At 77.3% G+C, this 19,694-nt stretch carries 17 protein-coding genes; 10 read left to right on the top strand and 7 right to left on the bottom strand.

Translation table 11 applies throughout. The features are described from left to right. The first annotated feature begins 69 nt into the window (after positions 1–69). Together CBP52_RS18570 and CBP52_RS07920 are read left to right on the top strand one after the other, a co-directional pair. Positions 70–3,855, top strand: coding sequence for a glycosyltransferase (locus tag CBP52_RS18570; RefSeq protein WP_094180497.1), 3,786 nt, complete (start codon positions 70–72; stop codon positions 3,853–3,855). Continuing rightward, entirely contained in the window at positions 3,855–5,426 is a 1,572-nt protein-coding gene (locus tag CBP52_RS07920; protein ID WP_094180496.1) for a DUF5719 family protein, read from the top strand. Before CBP52_RS18570 ends, CBP52_RS07920 begins: the two co-directional genes overlap by 1 nt. A 4-nt stretch (positions 5,427–5,430) precedes the next feature. Here CBP52_RS07920 and CBP52_RS07915 read toward each other — a convergent pair whose 3' ends face one another. After that, positions 5,431–5,916, bottom strand: a complete 486-nt coding sequence (locus CBP52_RS07915) for a metallopeptidase family protein (protein WP_232514710.1) — start codon at positions 5,914–5,916, stop codon at positions 5,431–5,433. Positions 5,917–6,081: 165 nt separating this feature from the next. Here CBP52_RS07915 and CBP52_RS07910 point away from each other — a divergent pair, with 165 nt between their 5' ends. The 6 genes from CBP52_RS07910 to CBP52_RS07885 all read left to right on the top strand — a co-directional run bounded on the left by CBP52_RS07910 (position 6,082) and on the right by CBP52_RS07885 (position 11,334). Further along, positions 6,082–6,474, top strand: coding sequence for a DUF3499 domain-containing protein (locus CBP52_RS07910; protein WP_094180495.1), 393 nt, complete (start codon positions 6,082–6,084; stop codon positions 6,472–6,474). 2 nt (positions 6,475–6,476) lie between these two features. Then, on the top strand, positions 6,477–6,749 hold the full coding sequence (locus CBP52_RS07905) for a hypothetical protein (protein WP_094180494.1): 273 nt from the start codon (positions 6,477–6,479) through the stop codon (positions 6,747–6,749). Between the two features lie 82 nt (positions 6,750–6,831). Further along, positions 6,832–8,310: a phosphomannomutase/phosphoglucomutase gene (locus CBP52_RS07900; protein ID WP_094180493.1), complete on the top strand. Its 1,479-nt coding sequence runs from the start codon at positions 6,832–6,834 to the stop codon at positions 8,308–8,310. Next, positions 8,307–8,525 (top strand): Trm112 family protein, encoded by a 219-nt coding sequence (locus CBP52_RS07895; protein WP_232514709.1) that lies wholly within the window; start codon positions 8,307–8,309, stop codon positions 8,523–8,525. The genes CBP52_RS07900 and CBP52_RS07895 overlap by 4 nt, the downstream gene beginning before the upstream one ends. Before the next feature lie 65 nt (positions 8,526–8,590). Then, complete coding sequence (locus CBP52_RS07890) at positions 8,591–9,982, top strand: SGNH hydrolase domain-containing protein (protein ID WP_157732541.1); 1,392 nt, start codon at positions 8,591–8,593, stop codon at positions 9,980–9,982. 53 nt (positions 9,983–10,035) lie between these two features. Beyond that, positions 10,036–11,334 carry an SGNH hydrolase domain-containing protein gene (locus CBP52_RS07885; RefSeq protein ID WP_094180491.1) on the top strand — a complete coding sequence of 433 codons (1,299 nt, stop codon included), beginning with the start codon at positions 10,036–10,038 and terminating at the stop codon, positions 11,332–11,334. A 25-nt stretch (positions 11,335–11,359) separates the two neighbouring features. Here CBP52_RS07885 and CBP52_RS07880 read toward each other — a convergent pair whose 3' ends face one another. Further along, positions 11,360–12,199: an RDD family protein gene (locus CBP52_RS07880; protein ID WP_232514708.1), complete on the bottom strand. Its 840-nt coding sequence runs from the start codon at positions 12,197–12,199 to the stop codon at positions 11,360–11,362. 79 nt (positions 12,200–12,278) lie between these two features. Between CBP52_RS07880 and CBP52_RS07875 the strand changes: the two genes are divergently transcribed. Then, entirely contained in the window at positions 12,279–13,268 is a 990-nt protein-coding gene (locus CBP52_RS07875) for a stage II sporulation protein M (RefSeq protein WP_094180490.1), read from the top strand. A 21-nt stretch (positions 13,269–13,289) separates the two neighbouring features. Here CBP52_RS07875 and CBP52_RS07870 read toward each other — a convergent pair whose 3' ends face one another. The 5 genes from CBP52_RS07870 to CBP52_RS07850 all read right to left on the bottom strand — a co-directional run bounded on the left by CBP52_RS07870 (position 13,290) and on the right by CBP52_RS07850 (position 18,734). After that, positions 13,290–14,630 carry a DUF58 domain-containing protein gene (locus tag CBP52_RS07870; protein WP_094180489.1) on the bottom strand — a complete coding sequence of 447 codons (1,341 nt, stop codon included), beginning with the start codon at positions 14,628–14,630 and terminating at the stop codon, positions 13,290–13,292. A 4-nt stretch (positions 14,631–14,634) separates the two neighbouring features. Beyond that, entirely contained in the window at positions 14,635–15,555 is a 921-nt protein-coding gene (locus tag CBP52_RS07865; RefSeq protein WP_369826325.1) for an AAA family ATPase, read from the bottom strand. Positions 15,556–15,703: 148 nt separating this feature from the next. Beyond that, positions 15,704–16,894 (bottom strand): DUF4350 domain-containing protein, encoded by a 1,191-nt coding sequence (locus CBP52_RS07860; RefSeq protein WP_094180487.1) that lies wholly within the window; start codon positions 16,892–16,894, stop codon positions 15,704–15,706. Further along, complete coding sequence (locus tag CBP52_RS07855; protein WP_232514707.1) at positions 16,891–17,574, bottom strand: DUF4129 domain-containing protein; 684 nt, start codon at positions 17,572–17,574, stop codon at positions 16,891–16,893. The genes CBP52_RS07860 and CBP52_RS07855 overlap by 4 nt, the downstream gene beginning before the upstream one ends. After that, positions 17,571–18,734, bottom strand: a complete 1,164-nt coding sequence (locus CBP52_RS07850; protein WP_166771942.1) for a hypothetical protein — start codon at positions 18,732–18,734, stop codon at positions 17,571–17,573. The genes CBP52_RS07855 and CBP52_RS07850 overlap by 4 nt, the downstream gene beginning before the upstream one ends. A gap of 272 nt (positions 18,735–19,006) precedes the next feature. Here CBP52_RS07850 and mtrA point away from each other — a divergent pair, with 272 nt between their 5' ends. Beyond that, positions 19,007–19,690, top strand: a complete 684-nt coding sequence (mtrA, locus tag CBP52_RS07845; protein ID WP_094180486.1) for an MtrAB system response regulator MtrA — start codon at positions 19,007–19,009, stop codon at positions 19,688–19,690. Positions 19,691–19,694: the final 4 nt, after the last annotated feature.

Below are 19,694 nucleotides of genomic sequence, written 5' to 3'. Positions count from 1 at the left end.
CGGCCGGTCGGGGGAGCGTGGCGAGTCGGTCCCGGCACCCACGGCCCCGGCGTGCATCATGGCCCGAGCATGAACTCCACCCGCCCGCCGCACGACCCCGCGGCGCACCCCGCGACGACGCCTGACCCGACGACCGGCCCGGGCGCACCCGCCGTCGACCTCGGCGCAGCGGCAAGCGCTGCGACCCCGACGAGCTCGACCCCGACGACGAGCTCGACGGCGACGAGCTCGATCCCGACGACGACGTCGGTGACCGCGGTCCTCGTCACCCGCGGGCGCACGCCGTACCTGGCAGCGACGCTCGACGCGCTCGCGGGTCAGTCCCGTCGACCGTCCCGCGTGCTCGTCGTCGACGTCGCACCGCGCACCGACGACCCGCAGGGCCCGCTGCCCCTCACGGTCGAGCGCGCGTTCGCGGTCGCGGCGTCCGCGCACTCCGGCCCGCTCCCGCAGGTGCGGGTCCTGCGGGCCCCGCACGCCCGCACGTTCGGGCAGGCGGTCCGCGACGCGCTCGCGTCCGACGACGGTGCACGCACCACGTGGCTGTGGCTCCTGCACGACGACAGCGCGCCCGAGCCGACCGCGCTCGCCGAGCTCGCGCGCGCGGTCGCCCGCGCGCCGTCGGTCGTGATCGCGGGGGCCAAGCAGCACACGTGGACCGACCCCGTCCGGCTGCTCGAGCTGGGGGTGCGCACCGACCGGTCCGGGCGGCGCATGACGGACGTCGAGCCGGGGGAGCTCGACCAGGGCCAGCACGACGCGCGCGACGACGTCCTCGGCGTCGGGACCGCGGGTGCGCTCGTGCGCCGCGACGCGTGGGACGAGCTCGGTGGACCCGACCCCGCGCTCGGGCCGTTCGGCGACGGGTTCGACCTGTCCCGCCGGGCGCGGCTCGCGGGGCACCGCGTCGTCGTCGTGCCGAGCGCCGTGGTGCGGCACGCGCAGGCGTCCTACCTGGGCCTGCGCGGGACGGGCCCGTCCGGGCGCGACGCGGACGGCGACGGCGAGGACGACAGCGCGGACCCGCGCCGCTCGTTCGCGGCCCGCCGCCGGGCGCTGACCCACCAGAGACTGGTCACCGCGCCGCTGGTGTTCGTCCCGGTCGTCGTCGTGCTCGCGCTCGTCAGTGCGGTGGTGCGATCGCTCGTGCAGGTCGCCGCGAAGCAGCCCGGGCTGGCGGTCGACGAGCTGCGCGGCCCGCTCGAGGCGCTCGCGCGTCCGACGGCGGTCGCCGCCGCGCGCCGGCGTGCGCGCCGCACGCGTCGGCTGCCGCGTCGCGCGCTGCGGCCGCTGCAGGCGACGTGGCGCGACGTCTGGCGCCAGGCACGAGACCGCCGGCTCGCCCGGCGCGAGGCGCGGCGCGTGGTGCAGGCGCCCTCGGAGCTCGAGCTGCGCGAGCTCGCGGCGCTCGCGACGCGCCGCCGTGCGGGCCTCGCGACCGTCGCGGTCGCGCTCGTCGCGGTGTCCGCCGTCGCGTTCGGCCCGCTGGCCGCGGCGGTCGGCCGTGGGGCGCGGCTGGTCGGCGGCGGGCTGCTGCCGCTCGCGGACGGTCTGGGTGACCTGTGGGCCGCCGCGACGTCGAGCTGGGTGTCCGGCGGGCTGGGTGAGCCGGGGCCCGTGGACCCGCTGCTGGGCGCGCTCGTCGTGCCGACGACCCTCGCGGGCGGACGCCCGTCGGTGGGCGTGGCGCTCGTCGTGCTCGGTTCGGTGCTGCTCGCGGGTCTGGGCGCGTGGGCTGCCGCGGGTGCCGCGACGCGCGCGGTGACGTCGCGCGCGTGGGCCGCGGTCGTGTGGGCGGGAGCGCCTGCGCTGCTGCTCGCGGTCGGTGACGGCCGGCTCGGGCCGGTCCTGGCGCACGTGCTGCTGCCGTGGGTCGCGCTCGGGATCGCGCGCGCGGTCGGCGTGCAGCGCGTGGACCTGGTGCTGTCCGGTCTGGCGACCGCGCGCCGCCGGGACGACGAGCGCGCGGGCGGACGGGCAGCGGACGAGGGGTCCGACGGGGATCAGCGGTCCGACGAGCGGTCCGACGAGCGGTCCGACGAGCGGTCCGACGAGCGAGCCGACGAGCGGTCCGACGACGAGCGGTCCGATGACACGGCCGAGGACGGGACGGCCGCCGTCCGGGCGCCGGTCACCAACGCGACCCGTCGCTCGCGCCGCGACGAGCGTGCCGAGGCGCGCGCCGACCGCTCGCGGGGGACCCGCCCGCGACCCGTGACGTCCGCCGACCCCGCCGACTGGGTGGGTGCCGCCGCCCGCCCGACGGGATCGGTGACCGCCGCGGCCGCGGCCGCGCTCGCGTTCGCCGGCGTGGTCGCGGGTGCCCCGGCGCTGCTGGTCCCCGGTGTGCTCGCGGTCCTCGTCGCGGCGGCGTGCGCACCGCGGCACCGGCGCCGGGTCGCGTTCGTCGTCGTGCCCGCGCTGGTCGTGTCGGGACCCGTGCTCGTCGAGGCGTTCACGCGCGGCGCCGCCGGCCTGCGGCTGCTCGTCGCGGACCCCGGCCTGAGCGTCGCGACCCGCCCCGAGGGGGCGTTCGAGCGCCTGCTGGGGCTGCCGAGCGCCGCGGGTGCGCTGGTGCCGCAGAGCGTGCCGGACGGCGCGGTCACGCGTGCCTGGCCGCTCGCGCTCGGCGCGGTCGTGCTCGGCCTCGCGGTCCTGGCGCTGCTGCGCGGCCGGGTCGCGCGCGGCGTGCGGCTCGGCTGGGCGGTCGCGGCGGTCGCGCTCGCGGCCGCGACCGCGGTCGCGCTGCTGCCCGTCGGCGTGCAGGACGGTGTGGTCGCCTACGGCTGGACGGGCCCGGCGCTGTCGCTCGCGCTGCTGGGCCTGGTGCTCGCGGCGCTGCTGGGCGCCGACGGGATGCTCGCGCGGCTCTCGCGGTACGCGTTCGGCTGGCGGCAGGCCGGGGTCGGGCTGGTCGCGGTCGTCGCGCTCGCCGTCCCGGTGGTGTGGCTCGCGGGGTGGGGTGTGCAGGCGCGCGACGGCTCGGCGCTCGCCGTGACGGCCACCGAGCGCACGGTCGTGCCCGCGGTCGGGCGGCAGGCGCAGGGCTCGGCGAACGCGTCCCGCGTGCTGGCGATCGCGCGGGCGGCCGACGGCGCGGTCACGTGGCAGCTCCTGCGCGCGGACGGCCCGCAGCTCGTGGACGTCGCGGCCGCGGTCGAGACGCGCGCGGTCGCGGGCCCGGCGGACGCGCCGCACGGCGCCGGGACGGACGCGGCGACCGACGAGGTCGACGCGCTCGTCGCGCGCCTCGCGGCGGGTGCGAGCGGCGACGTCGCCGGGTCCCTCGCGGCGCTCGCGGTCGGCGACGTGCTCGTGCCGGTGCTGCCCGACGGTTTGTCCGAGGAGGGCGAGGCCGCCGCGGAGCGCGAGCGGGACGCGCTCGTCGCGGAGCTCGACTCGACCGCCGGTCTCGAGCGCGTCACCCAGAACGCCTCCGGGATCCTGTGGCGCGTGCAGCCGGCGGCACCCGCCGGTGGCGGCGAGGCCGTCGACGTGGTCACCGCGTGGGCGCGCACCGTCCCGGGCGGCGACGTGCGGGACCCGGCGACGGACGCGGTCGCGGTGCCCGCGCGCGGACGCTCGGTCGACACGCGCGTCGCCGACGGTGACCCCGGCCGCCTCCTCGTCCTCGCCGAGCGTGCCGACCCCCACTGGCACGCGACCCTCGACGGCGTCCCGCTGCGCTCGGTCGACAACGGCTGGCGGCAGACGTTCGAGCTCGGTCCGCAGGGTGGTCACCTCGAGGTCGGGCACGACGCCCCGCAGCGCACCACGTGGCTCGTCGTCCAGGTGGTCGTCCTGGCCCTGACAGTGCTGCTCGCGATGCCGGTACGACGACGGAGGGCGGGCTGATGGGCGCGCGGGTGACGGCGGTGACCGCGGTGCGGCTCGTGTCCGGGGCGGCGGTGGCGGCGCTGGTCGCCGGGGTCGCCGTCCTCGGCTCGGGGCTGCCGTCCCCGGCGACCGACGAGGTGACGGTCCCGGGCGCGCTCGTCGACGTGCCGTTCTCCCCGACGCGCCTGGTGTGCGCGGGGCCGCTCGTGCTGCCGCAGGAGCGGGACGCGGGAGACGCGTTCGACCCGGTCCCGGTGACGCCGCTGACCTCGCTCGTCGCGGTCGCGACGTCGAGCGGCGGCGGTGCGGTGACCGACCTCGGGGGCGGCGTCGTGGCTGAGCGGTTCGGCGCGGGCGCGAGCTCGACGACGTCGCGCTGGGTGACCGAGCCCCTCGTCGTGCAGGCGGAGCCGACCGACGACCCCGCGTCCGTCGCCGCCGCGACGTCGGCCTACGTGACCGCGGGCGACCTGCGCGGCCTCGCCGCCGCGTCGTGCCAGGCGCCGACGACCGACGCGTGGCTCCTCGGCGGCTCGACCGAGCTGGGCGCGACGGCGCTGCTCGTCCTGCAGAACGCCGGGTCGACCGCGGCGGTCGTGCACCTCGACGTGTACGGCGCCACGGGTCCGGTCGACCTCGACACCGAGCAGTACCTGGTCGCGCCCGGGGCCGAGCGCGTCGTCGTGCTCGGCGGTCTCGCGCCGCAGGAGCGGCGGGTCGCGGTCCACGTCACCGCGACGGGCGGGCGGGTCACGGCGCACGTGCAGGACTCCACGCTCGACGGCTTCACCCCGACGGGCACGGACCTCGTGGTCGCGAGCGCGCCGCCGTCGCGGCGCCAGGTCGTGCCCGGCGTGGCGGTCCTGGCCACCGAGGTCGACGACCCCGACGCGGGGGCGGTGCGGCTGCTCGCGCCGGGCGGTGGGACGACGACGGCGCGCGTGCGACTGCTGGGCCCCGACGGGGTCGAGGACCTGCCGGGCGCGGGCGAGCTCGTGCTCGAGCCGGGCGTGGTGACCGACGTGCCGCTCGGCGGACTGCCCGCCGGCGCGTACACGCTCGTCGTCGAGGCGGACCGTGCGGTCGTCGCGAGCGCGATGCTCGCTCGGCCGGGTGCCCCGACGCAGCAGGACCCGGACGTCGCGACGCGCGAGCGGGCGTGGGTCCCCTCGGTGCCGGCGCCCGACGCCGCGGCGGCCACCGACGCGCAGGTGGTGGCCGTGCCGGACCGCGCCACGGGCACGCTCGTGCTGGGCGCGGTGGCACGCTCGGGTGCGCTCGACGCCGACGGCACGGCGACCGCCGAGGTGCGCGTGCTCGGCCCGGACGGGGAGCCCGTCGTCCGCGAGCGGGTCGAGCTGGCGCTCGGCCGGACCGCCGCGTGGGACCTGACGCAGCTCGTCCCCGCAGGCACGCGCGTGCGCGGTGTGCAGGTCGTGCCGGACGGCGGAGCGTGGCTCGCCGGTGGGCTCGTCGCCCAGGTCGACCGGCCGGACGGCACGCTGCTCTCGGTGCTCGTCCCGGTCCCGGCGGACCTCGTGTCCGGCGCGACCGAGGTGCGCGAGGACCCGCGCCTCGGGACCCGCTGACGCGTCAGCGCGCGTCGTCGCCGTACGTCGGGTCCACGTCCTCGGGCGCGCGGCCCAGCATGTGCGCGACCTGCTCGACGACGACGTCGCGCACCAGGTCCGCGAGGTCGAGCGGGTCGTGCGCCCGCCCCTCGACCGGCCGGCGGTACACGACGACCCGCGCGGGCAGCCCCGCGTCGGCGGGGAAGTAGCGACCGAGCGGGACACCGCCGTGCTCCCACGGCGCCGGGTTGGACGGCGGGACGTCCTCGACCGCGAACTCGGTGCCCTCGAGCTGGCGTGCCCAGCGCCGCTCGAGGTGCTCGACGGCGTCGAGCACGAGGTCGTCGAACCGCTGCGCACGCGTGCGGTACGCGGGCATCGTGGTCGGCATCAGGGGTCCGCGCAGCCCGCGGCCGCGCCGGTCACGGCGCCGTACGGGCTGGACCGCCGGCGCCTCGCGCGGGCCGAGCGCGCGGCGTCCGGCACGGTCGGGCGAAGACGTGCTCACGCTCCGCACGATAGTCGCTGGACGAGCACGGGACCGCCGCGGCGGGCGGGGGAGGCGGGCCAGGCGCGACAGGACGGCGGCCGGTCGTGGTCGTGGCGGGGCGCTGCGCGGCGACGAGCGGCGTGGACGCGCGACGCCCCGCGCGCGGCGGGGTAGGTTCAGCCCGTGAGATCCGTCCGGCAGTGCTCGCGCACCGCGTGCGGCCGCCCGGCCGTCGCGACGCTGACCTACGTGTACGCGGACTCGACAGCCGTGCTCGGCCCGCTCGCCCAGCACGCCGAGCCGCACTCCTACGACCTGTGCGTCCCGCACGCCGAGCGCCTCACCGCGCCCCGCGGGTGGGAGGTCGTCCGGCTGCTCCCGGAGTTCGAGCCGCTCGCGCCGAGCCGCGACGACCTGCTCGCGCTCGCGGACGCCGTGCGCGAGGCAGGGCGCGCGCCCGAGCCGGTGGTGGCACCGGGCGTGCCCGAGCCGGCGGCGCTCGCCGACGCCCCGCGTCGTGGGCACCTGCGGGTGCTGCGAGGGGCAGGCGCGGACGTGGGCGAGGGGACGGTCTAGCAGTGGCACGTCGCAGGGGGGACGCCGCACGCGCGCGCGCGGCCGCGGCACCGGAGCCGCTGGGCTCCATCAGCCAGCCGCGGGGCGCGCTACCGCCCGGGACGCAGGAGTGCCTCGGGTGCGGCGAGACCCGCTTGACCCGCATCCGCATGGCGCTGCCGGACACGCGTCAGGCGACGTTCGTCTCCTGCCCGTCGTGCGAGGTGACCAACTGGTTCGCCCTGGAGGGTGACGGGACGCCGCTGTCCCGCGACGAGGTGACGGGCGGCGCGTGACGTCCCGCCCCGGGTGCGCGGGGCGTGCGCCGCAGCGCGTCCGACGTCCGGCGGTTCGACCGTTCCCCGATACGATGCCCCGGTGAGTGCCGAACGAGTCGACCTGTCCGCGTTCATCAAGGCGTACGACGTGCGAGGGGTCGTCCCCGACGAGCTCGACGCGCGCGTCACGCGAGCGATCGGCGCGGCGTTCGCCGACGTCGTCGTGATCCCCGAGACGCCGGCGGGATCCCGGCCGACCGTGGTCGTGGGCAACGACATGCGCCCCTCGGGCCCCGAGCTCGTGGCCGGTTTCGCCGACGGCCTCGCAGGTCGCGGCGTCGACGTCGTGACGATCGGGCTGTGCTCGACCGACGGCCTGTACTTCGCGTCGGGCAGCCTCGGCGTCCCGGGGGCGATGTTCACCGCGAGCCACAACCCGGCCCGGTACAACGGCATCAAGCTGTGCCGCGCGGGTGCGCGCCCGGTGGGCCAGGACACGGGACTCGCCGCGGTCCGGGACCTCGCGGGCGACTACCTCGGGGGCGAGGTGCCGCAGGTCGCCGACGACGAGCGCGGCACGGTCACCGAGCGGGAGATGCTCGCGGACTACGCGGCGTTCCTGCGGTCGCTCGTCGACCTGTCGGGCATCCGGCCCCTGAAGGTCGTGGTTGACGCGGGCAACGGCATGGGCGGGTACACGGCCCCCGCGGTCCTGGGCACGGCCGCGGGCCTGCCCGAGCTGCCGCTCGACGTCGTCCCGCTGTACTTCGAGCTCGACGGCACGTTCCCGAACCACGAGGCGAACCCCCTCGAGCCCGCGAACCTCGTGGACCTGCAGAAAGCCGTCGTCGAGCACGGGGCGGACATCGGCCTCGCGTTCGACGGCGACGCCGACCGCTGCTTCGTCGTCGACGAGCAGGGCGACCCCGTCTCCCCGTCGGCGATCACCGCGCTCGTCGGGCTGCGCGAGGTCGCGCGGGAGCAGGCGGCGGGCCGCGAGTCGACCGTGATCCACAACCTCATCACGTCGCAGGTCGTCCCCGACCTGCTGCAGGCCGCGGGAGCGCGCACCGTGCGCACCCGCGTCGGCCACTCGTTCATCAAGGCGCAGATGGCCGAGCACGAGGCGGTGTTCGGCGGCGAGCACAGCGCGCACTACTACTTCCGCGACTTCTTCTTCGCCGACACCGGCATGCTCGCCGCGCTGCACGTGCTCGCGGCGCTCGGCGGCCAGCCGCACCCGCTGTCCGCGCTCGCGGACTCCTACCAGCCGTACGTCGCGTCGGGCGAGATCAACTCGCGCGTCGTGTCCGTGCCCGACGCGCGTGCGCGCGTCGTCGACGCGTACGTGACGCGTCAGGGCGCCGGCCCGGTGACGGTCGACGAGCTCGACGGCCTGACGGTCTCGCACTGGGACTCCCACCCGCGCTGGTGGTTCAACCTGCGCGCGTCCAACACCGAGCCGCTCCTGCGGCTCAACGTCGAGGCCGCGGACGCCGACATCATGGAGAAGGTGCGCGACGACGTGCTCGCGCTCGTGCGGCAGGGCGAGCCCGCGTACGCCGGGGGTGCGGCGTGAGCCCCGACCTGACCGCCGCGAGCGGCGGGATCGAGGCGTGGGCTCGCGACCTGCTGCGCTGCCCCGTGACGGGCGCGACTCTGATGGACGCGACGGACGAGGAGGGCGCGCCGTGCCTGGACTCCACGGACCCGCAGCGTCCGCTGCGGTACCCCGTGCGCGACGGCATCCCCGTCCTGCTGGAGTCCGCCGCGACGCCGCTGCCGGCGCGCTGACGACGACGCCCGGCGTCCGCACGCCGACGCTCACGCAGCTCGCCGCGGTCCTGCTCGCAGCGGTCGTGATCGGTGCTGTGCTGATCGGTGCGGTGCCGGCGGTGGCCGGCGCGACGGGCTCGCGCGCGGGCGGCGACCGCGCGGACGCCCGCGACCAGACCGCCGCGCGGGCACCGTCGCTGCCCGTCGCCGCGCGCGCCCTCGCGCCCGCGGCCGGCGCCCCGGTCGTGGCCACCGGGGCCGCGCGGACGGTGACGGGGCCGTGGGCGGTCGGTCAGCCGTTCGTGCCGCTCGCCGCAGGCGCCGGTCGGGCGGTCGCGGACGTGGTCGTGACCGGCACGGGCGGGCCGGGGAGCGCGCGTGACGTCGCCGGGCACGTGCGGCCCGCCGCCGCCGGGGCGCCCGTCGCGCTGCAGCGGTGGACGCCCGCCGGGTGGCAGACGGTCGACCGCGGCCGGGCACGCGTCGACGGTGCGTTCACGCTGCGGCTCGTGACGGGCGGGCTCGGCAACGCGCAGTACCGGGTGGTCGCGCCGCACTGGCTCGGGCAGCCCCGGGTCGCGAGCGACGCGATCGACGTGGGCGCCTACGGCGACCTGCGCGAGGTCCTGCCGCCCGACGAGCCGTGCCAGGGCGCGGTCGCGTTCGCCGAGCCCGGGTGCGAGAACCCCGACCTCGCGGGCCGGCTGATGCCCGACCCGCGCCGCGGCGTGGGCTGGCACCGGGACACCAACGGCGCGTTCACGTGCTTCCACGGCGAGACCGACGTCCCCGTGGAGCGGTGCGACTACGGGTCCACGCGTCCCGACGCGCTGCGGGTCGCTCTCGTCGGCGACTCGCACGCGGCGATGGTGCTGCCCGGGCTGCGGGACCAGGCCGAGCGGCTCAACTGGCGGCTGCACAGCTACGCGGCGGCGCGCTGCCTGCTCGCCGACCCCGGGCCGGTCGACGACGAGTGCCACTTCCGCCGCGGCGACCTGCTGCGCCGGTTGCTGGGCGGGCGGTACGACGTCGTCATCCTCACCGGCTACCGGCAGACCGCGGCGGCGCCGGACGCGATCGCGCTGGCGCTGCGGCGGCTGCTCGGCACCGGCGCGGTGGTCACGGTGATCGGTGACGGCCCGAAGCTCGACGACGCCACGCTCGCGTGCGCCACGAACCCGGCCGCCACGGTCGCGCAGGTGGTCGCGTGCGCGATGCCGCGTGCGGCGGCGCTCCAGCCGCCCGACCCGCTGCTCGCCGCGCACGCGCAGGCGCCCGGGACGGTGCTCGTCGACACGGTCGACCTCATGTGCGGCGCCGCCGACTGTCGGCCCGTCGTCGGGCACGTCATGGCGTACCGGGACCTGCACCACCTGTCGGCGACGTTCGGCCGCTCGATCCTCGCGTACCGTCTGGGGCCGGTGGTGGCGGCGCTCGACGCGCGCGCCGCGGGGGAGCGCGGCATCGTCGGATGAGACCTCCCCAGCCTCCGGACCCGACGCGACCCCGTACCGCCCAGGAGGACCTCATGAGCGCCCTGCGCCGCACGCGCCTGCCCGGTGCCCTCGCCGCGCTCGTCGCGCTCGTCGCGCTGCTCGCGGTCGGGGTACCGGCTCCGGCGGCCCGAGCGGACGGCTCTGCCGCAGGCGCGTCCACGCGTGCGACGACGGGCGGTGCCGTGCGAGCGGGCACCGAGGCGGCCGCCACGACGTCGCGGCGCGTCACCGGCTTCGCGGCCCGCGGGACCGGCGGGCCGGGCACGCTGCGCGTGTTCTCGGGCCGCGTGCTGCCCGCGGCCGACCAGGCACCGGTCGTGCTGCAGCGCTGGACCGCGGGCTCGTGGGTCACCGTGGCGCGCGCCCGCACGGGCTCGCGCGGCGGGTTCGACCTGCGCGTGCGGCCCGACGCGCTCGGGAACCGCCAGTACCGGGTGGTCGCCCCGGCCTGGTACGGGCGGCCGTGGGTCGCCAGCGGCGCGCTGGACGTGGGCGCGTACGGGGACCTCACGCGCGTCCTGGGCACGGGGGTCCCGTGCCTCGGCGCGGCCGCGATGGACCCCCGCGACCATCCGTGCACCAACCCCGACCTGTCGGGCAGCATCCGCCCCGACCCGCGCCGCGACGGGTGGCAGGACGACACCGGAGGCGCGTTCTCCTGCTACGTCGCCGCCGTGACGGAGCGCGTGCGCTCGTGCACGTACGGGTCCCGGTCGCGGGATGCGCTGCGCGTCGCGGTCACGGGCGACTCGCACGGGGCCATGACGCTCCCCGGGCTGCGGGACTCCGCGGCGCGGCTGAACTGGCGGCTCGACACGTACGTCGCGCAGGGCTGCCTGCTCGCCGACCCGGGGCCGGCCGAGCACGCGTGCCACCTGCGCCGCGCCGACCTGCTGCGCCGGCTCGTCGCCGGGCGGTACGACGTCGTGGTCGTGACGGGCTACCGCGAGACGGGCGCGACGCCCGACGCGATGGCCGTCGCGTGGCGCCGCCTCCAGGAGGCGGGCACGCGCGTCGTCGCGATCGTCGACAACCCCACCATGAGCCGGTCGGCCCTCACGTGCGCCACGGGCGCCACGACCGTGCGCGTCGCGCTCGCCTGCCGCACGGCGCGCGACGTCGCGCTCGCGACGCCCGACCCGCTGCGCAAGGCCCACGCGCTGGTGCCCGGCAGCGTGCTCGTCGACACCACGTCGCTCCTGTGCACGTCGTCGGTGTGCCGGCCCGTGGTCGGGCACGTGATGGCGTACCGGGACCGGCACCACCTGTCGGCGACGATGAGCCGCACGCTCGCGCCGTACCGGCTCGACCGCATCGCCGCGGCGCTCTGAGCGCCGCGCCGCACCCGGCGGGGCGTCAGGACCGGGGGTCCGGGACGCCGTGCGGCAGACGGTGCAGGAGCGCCGCCTCACGGTCGCGACGCTCGGCGGCCCGGTGCTCCGCGACCAGCTCGCGGTCCCGTCGCTCGGCCAGGACCGCGGCGAGGAAGGCCTCAGGATGCGTCCCGGCAGGCGGCAGCGGGTGCACGTAGCGTTGCACCTCCTGCGTGAGACGCGTGCCGAGCTCGACGCGCGAGCCCAGGTGCAGACGCGGCGCGCGCCCGAGGAACTGCCGCGTCGACAGCGCGAGACCGTCGGGCAGGCGTGCGACGTCCGCGGAGCGCGCCCACGCGGCCAGGTGCGGGGGCATGACGAGCGGCGCCCGCGAGGGTGAGCCACCCCGCACCCGCACCGCGTACGTCCCGGCCAGCACGTCACCGACCCGCTTGCCGCGCGGGTGGACCATCGACGTGATCAGCGCGACCGAGCCGAACGTGAGCCACAGCTCGACGACGCCGGTGAGCGCGCGCACGAGCGCCTGACGGAACACGATCGGGCCACCGTCGTCGCGCACGATGCGGATGCCGACCGCGAGCTTGCCGAGCGAGCGCCCGCGCGTGAGCGTGTCGACGAGCGTCGGCAGCCCGATCAGCAGGAACGCGACCATCACCGTCCCGCCGACGCTCGCGACGGCCTCGGACGCCGTGATCCGCACGACGTTCGCGAGCAGCATCGCGGCGGCGATCAGCACGACGACCAGCACGGCCAGGTCGATGAGCGCGCCGAGCAGGCGCGAGAGCACCGACGCCGACCGCGCGTCGAGCTCGACGGCCTCACCGATGACGATCGTGTCCGCCCCGACGTCCAGCCCGCTCACCTCCGGCCCCCTCGTCTCCCGACCCGCTCACCCCGCGTCCGCACCCTAGCGGGTCGGGCGGGATGGCAGGCTGTGCCGCATGGACCTCGACGCCTACCAGGCGGTGCACGCCGCGTCCTGGCAGCGGCTGGACGACCTCACGCGCATCCGGCGGCGGACGGGAGCGCAGACCGACGAGCTCGTGCGGCTCTACCAGGCCGCCGCGACCGACCTGTCGACGATCCGCTCGGCCGCACCCGACCCGGAGACCGTCGCCCAGCTCTCGCAGCTCGTCGCCCGGGCCCGGGCGGCGGTCGCGGGCACGCACGAACCGTCCTGGCGCGAGGTCGTGCGGTTCGTCGTCGTGACCGTGCCCGCGGCGTTCTACCGCCTGCGCTGGTGGACCGTGGGCGTGATGGTCGCGTTCGTCGCGGTCGCGCTGGTCGCGGGCGTGTGGGTCGCGACGGATCCGGGCGCGCTCGCGGCGATGGGCACGCCCGCGGCGCGGCAGGAGTACGTCGACGACGCGTTCGCCTCCTACTACGACCCGGGCGTGGGCTTCGCGGCCACGGTGTGGACCCACAACGCGCTGCTCGCGGCGATCTGCGTGGGCACGGGCGTCACCGGCGTCGGGCCGGTGTACTTCCTGTGGTCCAACGCGGTCGCGATCGGCAACATCGGCGGCATGATGTCCGCGCACGGCGCGCTGGACGTGTTCCTGACGCTCATCGCCCCCCACGGGCTGCTCGAGCTCACGGCCGTGTTCGTCGCCGGCGCCGCCGGGCTCAAGGTCTTCTGGGCGTGGGTCGCGCCCGGGCCACGCACGCGTGGGCGCGCCCTGTCGCAGGAGGCCCGTGCGCTGTTCACCGCCGCGATCGGGCTGGTCGGTGTCCTCGGGCTGTCGGGCCTCGTCGAGGGCTTCGTGACCGGCTCGGGCCTGTGGTGGTGGCTGAAGATCGTCATCGGCGCGCTCGCGCTCGCGGCGTTCTGGACGTACACGATCGTCCTGGGTGGACGCGCCGTGCGGGCGGGGGAGACGGGCGACCTCACCGACGACCGCGCCGGGTACGCCCTGGCGACCGCGGGCTGAGACGGGCCGCCAGGCCGCGGCTCAGAGCCGGCCGGCGGCCTTGAGCGCCAGGTAGGTGTCCGCGAGCCGCGGTGCGAGGTCGTCCGGCAGCCCCTCGACCACCTCGGCGCCGCGCTGACGCAGGCGCACCGCGACCGCCGCACGCTCGAGGCCGGCGCGCTCGGCGGCGGCCGCGTCGAACACGGCCGTCGCGTCCGCGCGTCCGCGCGCCAGCTCCGCGACCTCCGGGTCGGCGACCGACGCGACGACCACCTGGTGCCGGTCGGCCAGCCCGGCGACGACGTCGAGGAGCCCGTGCTCGACGACCACGGGCTCCAGCGTCGTCAGGAGCACGACGAGCGCGCGCTGCGACATCCGGGCACGCACCTGCGCCACGACCCCGGGCCAGTCCGTCTCCACGAGCGCGGGCGTCACGCCCGCGAGCTGGTCCGCCAGGGCGGGCATGAGCCGCGGCCCGGACGTCCCGGCGACCCGCGCGCGCACGCGCCGGTCGTAGGCCAGCAGCTCGACGCGGTCGCCCGCGTGCTGCGCGAGCGCGGACAGCAGCAGCGCGGCCTCGATGCCCGCGTCGAGCCGCGGCTCGTCCTGCACGCGCACGGCCGACGTCCGGCCGGTGTCCAGCACGATCATCACGCGCCGGTCCCGCTCGGGCCGCCACGTGCGGACCACGACGTCGGCACGACGCGCCGACGCGCGCCAGTCGATCGAACGCACGTCGTCGCCCATGACGTACTCGCGGAGCGAGTCGAACTCGGTCCCCGCACCGCGGATCTGCACCGCGGCGCGCCCGTCGAGCTCGCGCAGCCGGGCGAGACGCGAGGCGAGATGGCGCCGGGAGCGGAACGCGGGCAGCACGCGCAGCCGCGTGGGCACGTCCACGGATGCCTGGCGCGCGGCGAGTCCCAGCGGCCCCCACGCGCGGATCGTCACGCGGTCGCCCCGCAGGTCGCCGCGGCGCGTCGGGACGAGCAGCGTGCGGACGCGCCGTGCGTCGCCCGGGGCCAGGTCCACCGCGTGCCGGTCCGGGTGCGTCTGCGCGCCACGCCCCCCGGTGCCGGGGTCGCCGCCCGGGGTCGCACCGGCCGACGGCGGCCAGGCGTCCCGCACGTGCGCGCGCAGCCGCCGACGACCGCCGACGTGCGTGAGCGTGACCGTCGAGCGGACCGGCTCGCCGAGCCGCACGGACGCCGGCACCTCGCGACGCACCGCGACCTCGCGCGGTGACGCCGCGAGCCACGCGTCCACGCCGCACGCGAGCACGACGAGCACGGCCCACACGATCACCGTCCCGGACATCGGGACGAGCAGGACCACGGGGATCCCGAGTGCGGCGAGCAGCACGGCCCGCCAGGTCACCGCCACGTCGTCAGCGCGGGACGGGGACCGAGGCGAGGACCGTGTCGAGCACGGTCTCCGCCGTCACGCCCTCGAGCTCGGCCTCCGCCCGCAGCTGCACGCGGTGCCGCAGCGTCGGGTGCGCGAGCGCCTTGACGTCGTCCGGCGTCACGTACGCCCGCCCGGACAGCCACGCCCACGCGCGGGCCGTCGCGAGCAGCGCCGTGGCGCCACGCGGCGAGACGCCGAGCGACAGCGAGGGGGACCGCCGCGTCCCGCGGCACACGTCGACGGCGTACCCGAGCACCTCGCGCGCCACCTGCACGCGCGCCACCTCGGCCCGCGCGCGGTCGAGCACCGCCTGGTCCGCGACGGGCCGCACGCCCGCGGCCGCCAGGTCGCGCGGGTCGAAGCCCGCGGCGTGCCGCGCGAGCACCTCGACCTCGTCCTCGCGCTCCGGGAGCGGCAGCGTGAGCTTGAGCAGGAAGCGGTCGAGCTGCGCCTCCGGCAGCGGGTACGTGCCCTCGTACTCCACGGGGTTCTGCGTCGCGATCACGAGGAACGGGTCGGGCAGGCGGCGCGGCTCGCCGTCGACCGAGACCTGCCGCTCCTCCATCGCCTCGAGCAGCGAGGACTGCGTCTTGGGGGGCGTGCGGTTGATCTCGTCCGCGAGCAGGAGGTTGGTGAACACCGGCCCGGCCCGGAACGAGAACTGCGCGGTCCGGGCGTCGTACACGAGCGACCCGGTGACGTCGCCCGGCATGAGGTCCGGCGTGAACTGCACGCGCTTGGTCTCGAGCTGGAGGCTCGCCGCGAGCGTGCGCACCAGCAGCGTCTTGGCGACGCCGGGGACGCCCTCGAGCAGCACGTGCCCGCGGCACAGCAGCGCGATCACCAGACCGGACACCGCGGCGTCCTGGCCCACGACGGCCTTCGCGACCTCGGCGCGCACGTCGGCGAGCGCCTGGCGCAGCTCGACGCTGGGCGCGAACCCCGCGGGTGCGGCGGGCTGCCCGCCGGCCGGGGGGGCCGGGGGGCTGCTCGGGGGGCTGCTCGGGGGGCTGCTCGGGGGGCTGCTCGGGGGACGGTCACGTCGTCGGTCACGATCGGTGAACCTCGCTCTCCAGGGTGTCGAGCCGGCCGGCCAGCTGGGCCAGCGCGGAGTCGGTGGTCGGTGGCGGGCCGTACAGCAGCTCCTCGACGCCGGCCGCGTCGCGTCCCGTGGCGCGCGCGACCGCGTCGATCACGTCGGGTGCGGCGGCCGAGCGCGGCAGGCCGAGCCGCGCGGCGCACCGGCTCGCGGTCGCGGCGCGCAGGGCGGCCGCCGCGTGCCCGTGCGCGCGGCCCCGGCGGTACAGCCGTCCGCGGCCACGCGTCGTCTCGCCGGCCCGCACGACGACGGGCAGCGGCTCGACGACGAGCCGCCCGAACCGTCGTCCGCGCCACACGCCCGCGACCACGACGACGAGCGCGAGCATCCACAGCAGCGGTCCGGTCCACGGGGGCATCGTGCTCGCGAGCGTCTCGTCGGACGCGGTGCCGTCCCACGGGTCGTCCCAGGACGGCAGGTACCAGACGAGGCGTTCGCCGCGACCCAGCACCCGCAGAGCGAGCGCGGCGTTGCCGGCGGTCTGAAGGTGGTCGTTCGTCAGGAGGTCCGCGCTGCCGAGCGCCGCGACACGGTGGCCGTCGACCTGCGCCACGACGTACGCGACCGACGCCCCGGCCGAGGGGAAGCAACCGACCTGGCCGGGTGCGGCGACCAGCGCACCGGTCGAGACGACCGTGCCCGCGGCGCGCGCGTCGGGGTCGTCGCAGCGGGCCGGCCGCGGGGCGTCGCTCGTGGCGCCGAAGCCGCCGCGGATCCCCGCGACCTGCTCGGCCGTCCACGGTGTGCCGACGAGCACGAGGTCCGCCCCGAGGCCGCGCAGCGCGTCGACCTGCGCGTCACCGAGCGCGGACTCGCCGAGCACCGCGACGGTCACGCCCGGCGCGTCTGCCGCGACGACGTCGGCGAACCGGCGCGTGTACTGCACGTCCACGCCGTGCCGCCCGAGGATCTGCGCGACGGCCCGTGCACCCGTCGGTCCCGGGTTGTCCGGTGCGAGCGGCGTGGTCGAGGTGCGCGGCTCGGGCAGCGCGGCGAGCAGACCGATCACCAGGAGCGCCGCGACGAGCGCGAGCGGGACCCGCAGGCGCCGCCAGCGGCCGGCGGCGCGCGAGCGCGTCGTCGTCCCGTCGCCGACCACACCGGCCGGGTGGCTGCCGGCGTGCACGTCCGTGGTGCTCATCGCGGCACCGCCACCGAGCCGTGGTGCGCGGTGCCCGCGGGCGCGGTCGGCCGCGCGGCGCCGACCGCGACGACGAGCGCGCGGAGCCGGTCGTCGTCGACGCGCGTCGCGGTCCGGCCGCCGTACGCCACGTCGTCGAACAGCGTGCCGCCCGCGACGAGCTCCGCGGAGACGTCGGGCAGCCGGGCGCCCGCGTCGAGCGTGGCCTCGTGTGCGGTGCGCCCGGGACGCTCGTCGAGCACCGCGCGCTCCTCGAGGTCGCGCACGACGGCGCGGAACCGCTCGAGCACCGCGGTGGTCCAGTCACCCGCACGCGCGGCCGCGTCCGCCGCGGCGCGCAGCTGCGCGGCGGTGCGCGTGTCGTCGTGGTCGAGCACCGTGCGGGTCGCGGACGCGCGCCCGCTGCGCACCGGACCGGCGACCCACCACGCCACCAGCAGCGCCAGCGCCACCGCGCCCACCAGCACGAGCGCGACCACGGGCCCGTCGAGCGAGACGCCCTGCATGTCCGAGAACTGCCGCTGCAGCCACTCCAGCAGCCGCTCGAGGACCGAGCGCCGGTCCTGGTACTCCGGGCTCGCGAGCTCCTCGACGGCCCAGCGGCGTGCGGTCTCGGCGTCGGGCGTCACGGGCGGCTCCACCGCGCCGAGGACCCGCGCGAGCAGCGCGCCTGGCGTCACGCGGCCTGCTCCGCCGCGCGCGCGAGCTCGATGTCGAGGCCCTCGCGGCGCATGCGCGTGTCGATGTACAGCAGTGCGACGACGGTCGCCGTGAAGACGGTCGTGAGCGTCAGCGCGAGCACGTTGCCGACCGACGTCACCGCGATCGCCCCGCCGCTCAGCGCGTCGGTCGAGCCGACGACGAACGTGAGCACGAGCGTGACGGGGAACTGCACCACCCACGCGACGACGCTCGCGATGAGGTAGGTGAGGATCTGGATGCCGAGCAGGCGCCAGAAGCTGCCGCGCGTGAGGCGCCAGGCGCGCGCCACGGTCGGCCAGAACTTGCGCTGCTCGAGCATGAGCGCCGCCGGCACGAGCAACGTGCGCACGCCGAACCACAGCGCCGCGACGACGAACGCGAGCCCCGCGAGGAGCGCGTACGCGAGCACCCAGCCCCACGAGGTCTGCGTCGCGATCAGCACGCCGATCCCGATGGCGACCGCGGCGACCAGGGTGACCGCGACGCCCTGCAGCAGCGAGAAGCCGACGACGTGCCACACGCGTCCCGAGCGCAGCACCTGCGACATGGTCGCCTTGCGTGCGATGACCGAGCGGCTGACGCTCACGATGAGCAGGCCGACGAGGATCGTGGTGGCGAGCGCGGTGACCGGCTGCGTCAGCAGCATCGCGCTGGAGGCGCCGAGCGAGCTCGCGCCGTCGTCGGCCAGGCCCGAGTCGACGAGGACCGGGTCGTCGAGGACCGAGGACCACTCCTGCGCGAGCAGGCCGCCGACGTACCACGTGAGGACGCCCTGCAGCAGCACGGCGACCGCGACGACCGCGAACGACAGCCCGAACATGACCGCCGGGTTGGCGCGCACCGCCCGGAACGCGCCGTCGAGGATCTCGCCGAGGTTCAGCGGGCGCAGCGGGATGATCCCCGGGCGCGCGGCGGGCGGCTGCCAGCCCGCGGGGCCGTAGCCGGGAGCGGTGGTGCCGTACCCGGGCGGAGGCCCGTACCCGGGCGGGGGACCGTAGCCCGGCGGGGGACCGTAGCCCGGCGGCGTGCCGTAGCCGGGCGCCGGCTGGCCGGCGGGAGGGTAGGGCGCGGGCGGCTGCGCACCGGGCGCCGGTCCCCAGCCGTCCGCCGCGGGGGCCGCAGGGGGCACGGCTGGCACGGAGGGCACGGTCGGTGCGGCGGGCGTCGGCGGTGTCGACGGCGCCGATCCGGGCGCGGCCCACGTGGGCGTCTGGTCGGCGTCCTGCGGGCCCGTCATCGAGCGTCGCTCCCTCGCGTCGGTGGCCGGGTCGGTCGCCCGGTCGTGGCAGCGCGCGGTCGGGGCCGAGCGCGCCCTCATCGTGCCACGTCGGGCGTCCCGCGAGGCAGATCCACCCGGTCGGCGGCACGGCATCACCCGGAGCTGCCGGGTCGCGGTGCGACAATGCCGCCATGAAGGGACGCGTGCTGGTGGTCGACGACGACACCGCCCTGGCCGAGATGATCGGGATCGTGCTGCGGTCGGAGGGTTTCGACCCGGTGTTCTGCGAGGACGGCGACGAGGCGCTGGGCGTGTTCCGCCAGACCCAGCCGGACCTCGTCCTGCTCGACCTCATGCTGCCCGGCAAGGACGGCAACGAGGTGTGCCGGCAGATCCGCGCCGAGTCGGGCGTGCCCATCGTCATGCTCACCGCCAAGAGCGACACGGTCGACGTCGTCCTGGGCCTCGAGTCGGGCGCGGACGACTACATCTCCAAGCCGTTCAAGCCCAAGGAGCTCGTCGCGCGCGTGCGCGCCCGCCTGCGCCGGTCCGACGAGCCCGCGCCCGAGCACCTGACCATCGGCGACGTGACGATCGACGTGCCCGGCCACCGGGTCGAGCGCGGCGGCCGCCCGGTGTCGCTCACGCCGCTCGAGTTCGACCTCCTCGTCGCGCTCGCGCGCAAGCCGTGGCAGGTGTTCACCCGCGAGGTGCTGCTCGAGAAGGTCTGGGGGTACCGGCACGCCGCGGACACGCGTCTCGTCAACGTCCACGTCCAGCGCCTGCGCAGCAAGATCGAGAACGACCCCGAGCAGCCGGAGATCGTCGTGACCGTCCGGGGCGTCGGGTACAAGGCAGGTGTGACGCCCACGTGACGGC

Source organism: Cellulomonas sp. PSBB021 (assembly GCF_002240455.1).
GTDB lineage: Bacteria > Actinomycetota > Actinomycetes > Actinomycetales > Cellulomonadaceae > Cellulomonas > Cellulomonas uda.
Note: the sequence above shows the minus strand (reverse complement) of the source record. Positions and strands in the feature narration are given on the sequence as shown.

Coding starts and splice junctions, on each gene's coding strand:
- CBP52_RS18570 (WP_094180497.1), top strand. CDS start 70: ATGAACTCCACCCGCCCGCCGCACGACCCCGCGGCGCACCCCGCGACG.
- CBP52_RS07920 (WP_094180496.1), top strand. CDS start 3,855: ATGGGCGCGCGGGTGACGGCGGTGACCGCGGTGCGGCTCGTGTCCGGG.
- CBP52_RS07885 (WP_094180491.1), top strand. CDS start 10,036: ATGAGCGCCCTGCGCCGCACGCGCCTGCCCGGTGCCCTCGCCGCGCTC.
- CBP52_RS07875 (WP_094180490.1), top strand. CDS start 12,279: ATGGACCTCGACGCCTACCAGGCGGTGCACGCCGCGTCCTGGCAGCGG.
- CBP52_RS07860 (WP_094180487.1), bottom strand. CDS start 16,894: ATGAGCACCACGGACGTGCACGCCGGCAGCCACCCGGCCGGTGTGGTC.
- mtrA (WP_094180486.1), top strand. CDS start 19,007: ATGAAGGGACGCGTGCTGGTGGTCGACGACGACACCGCCCTGGCCGAG.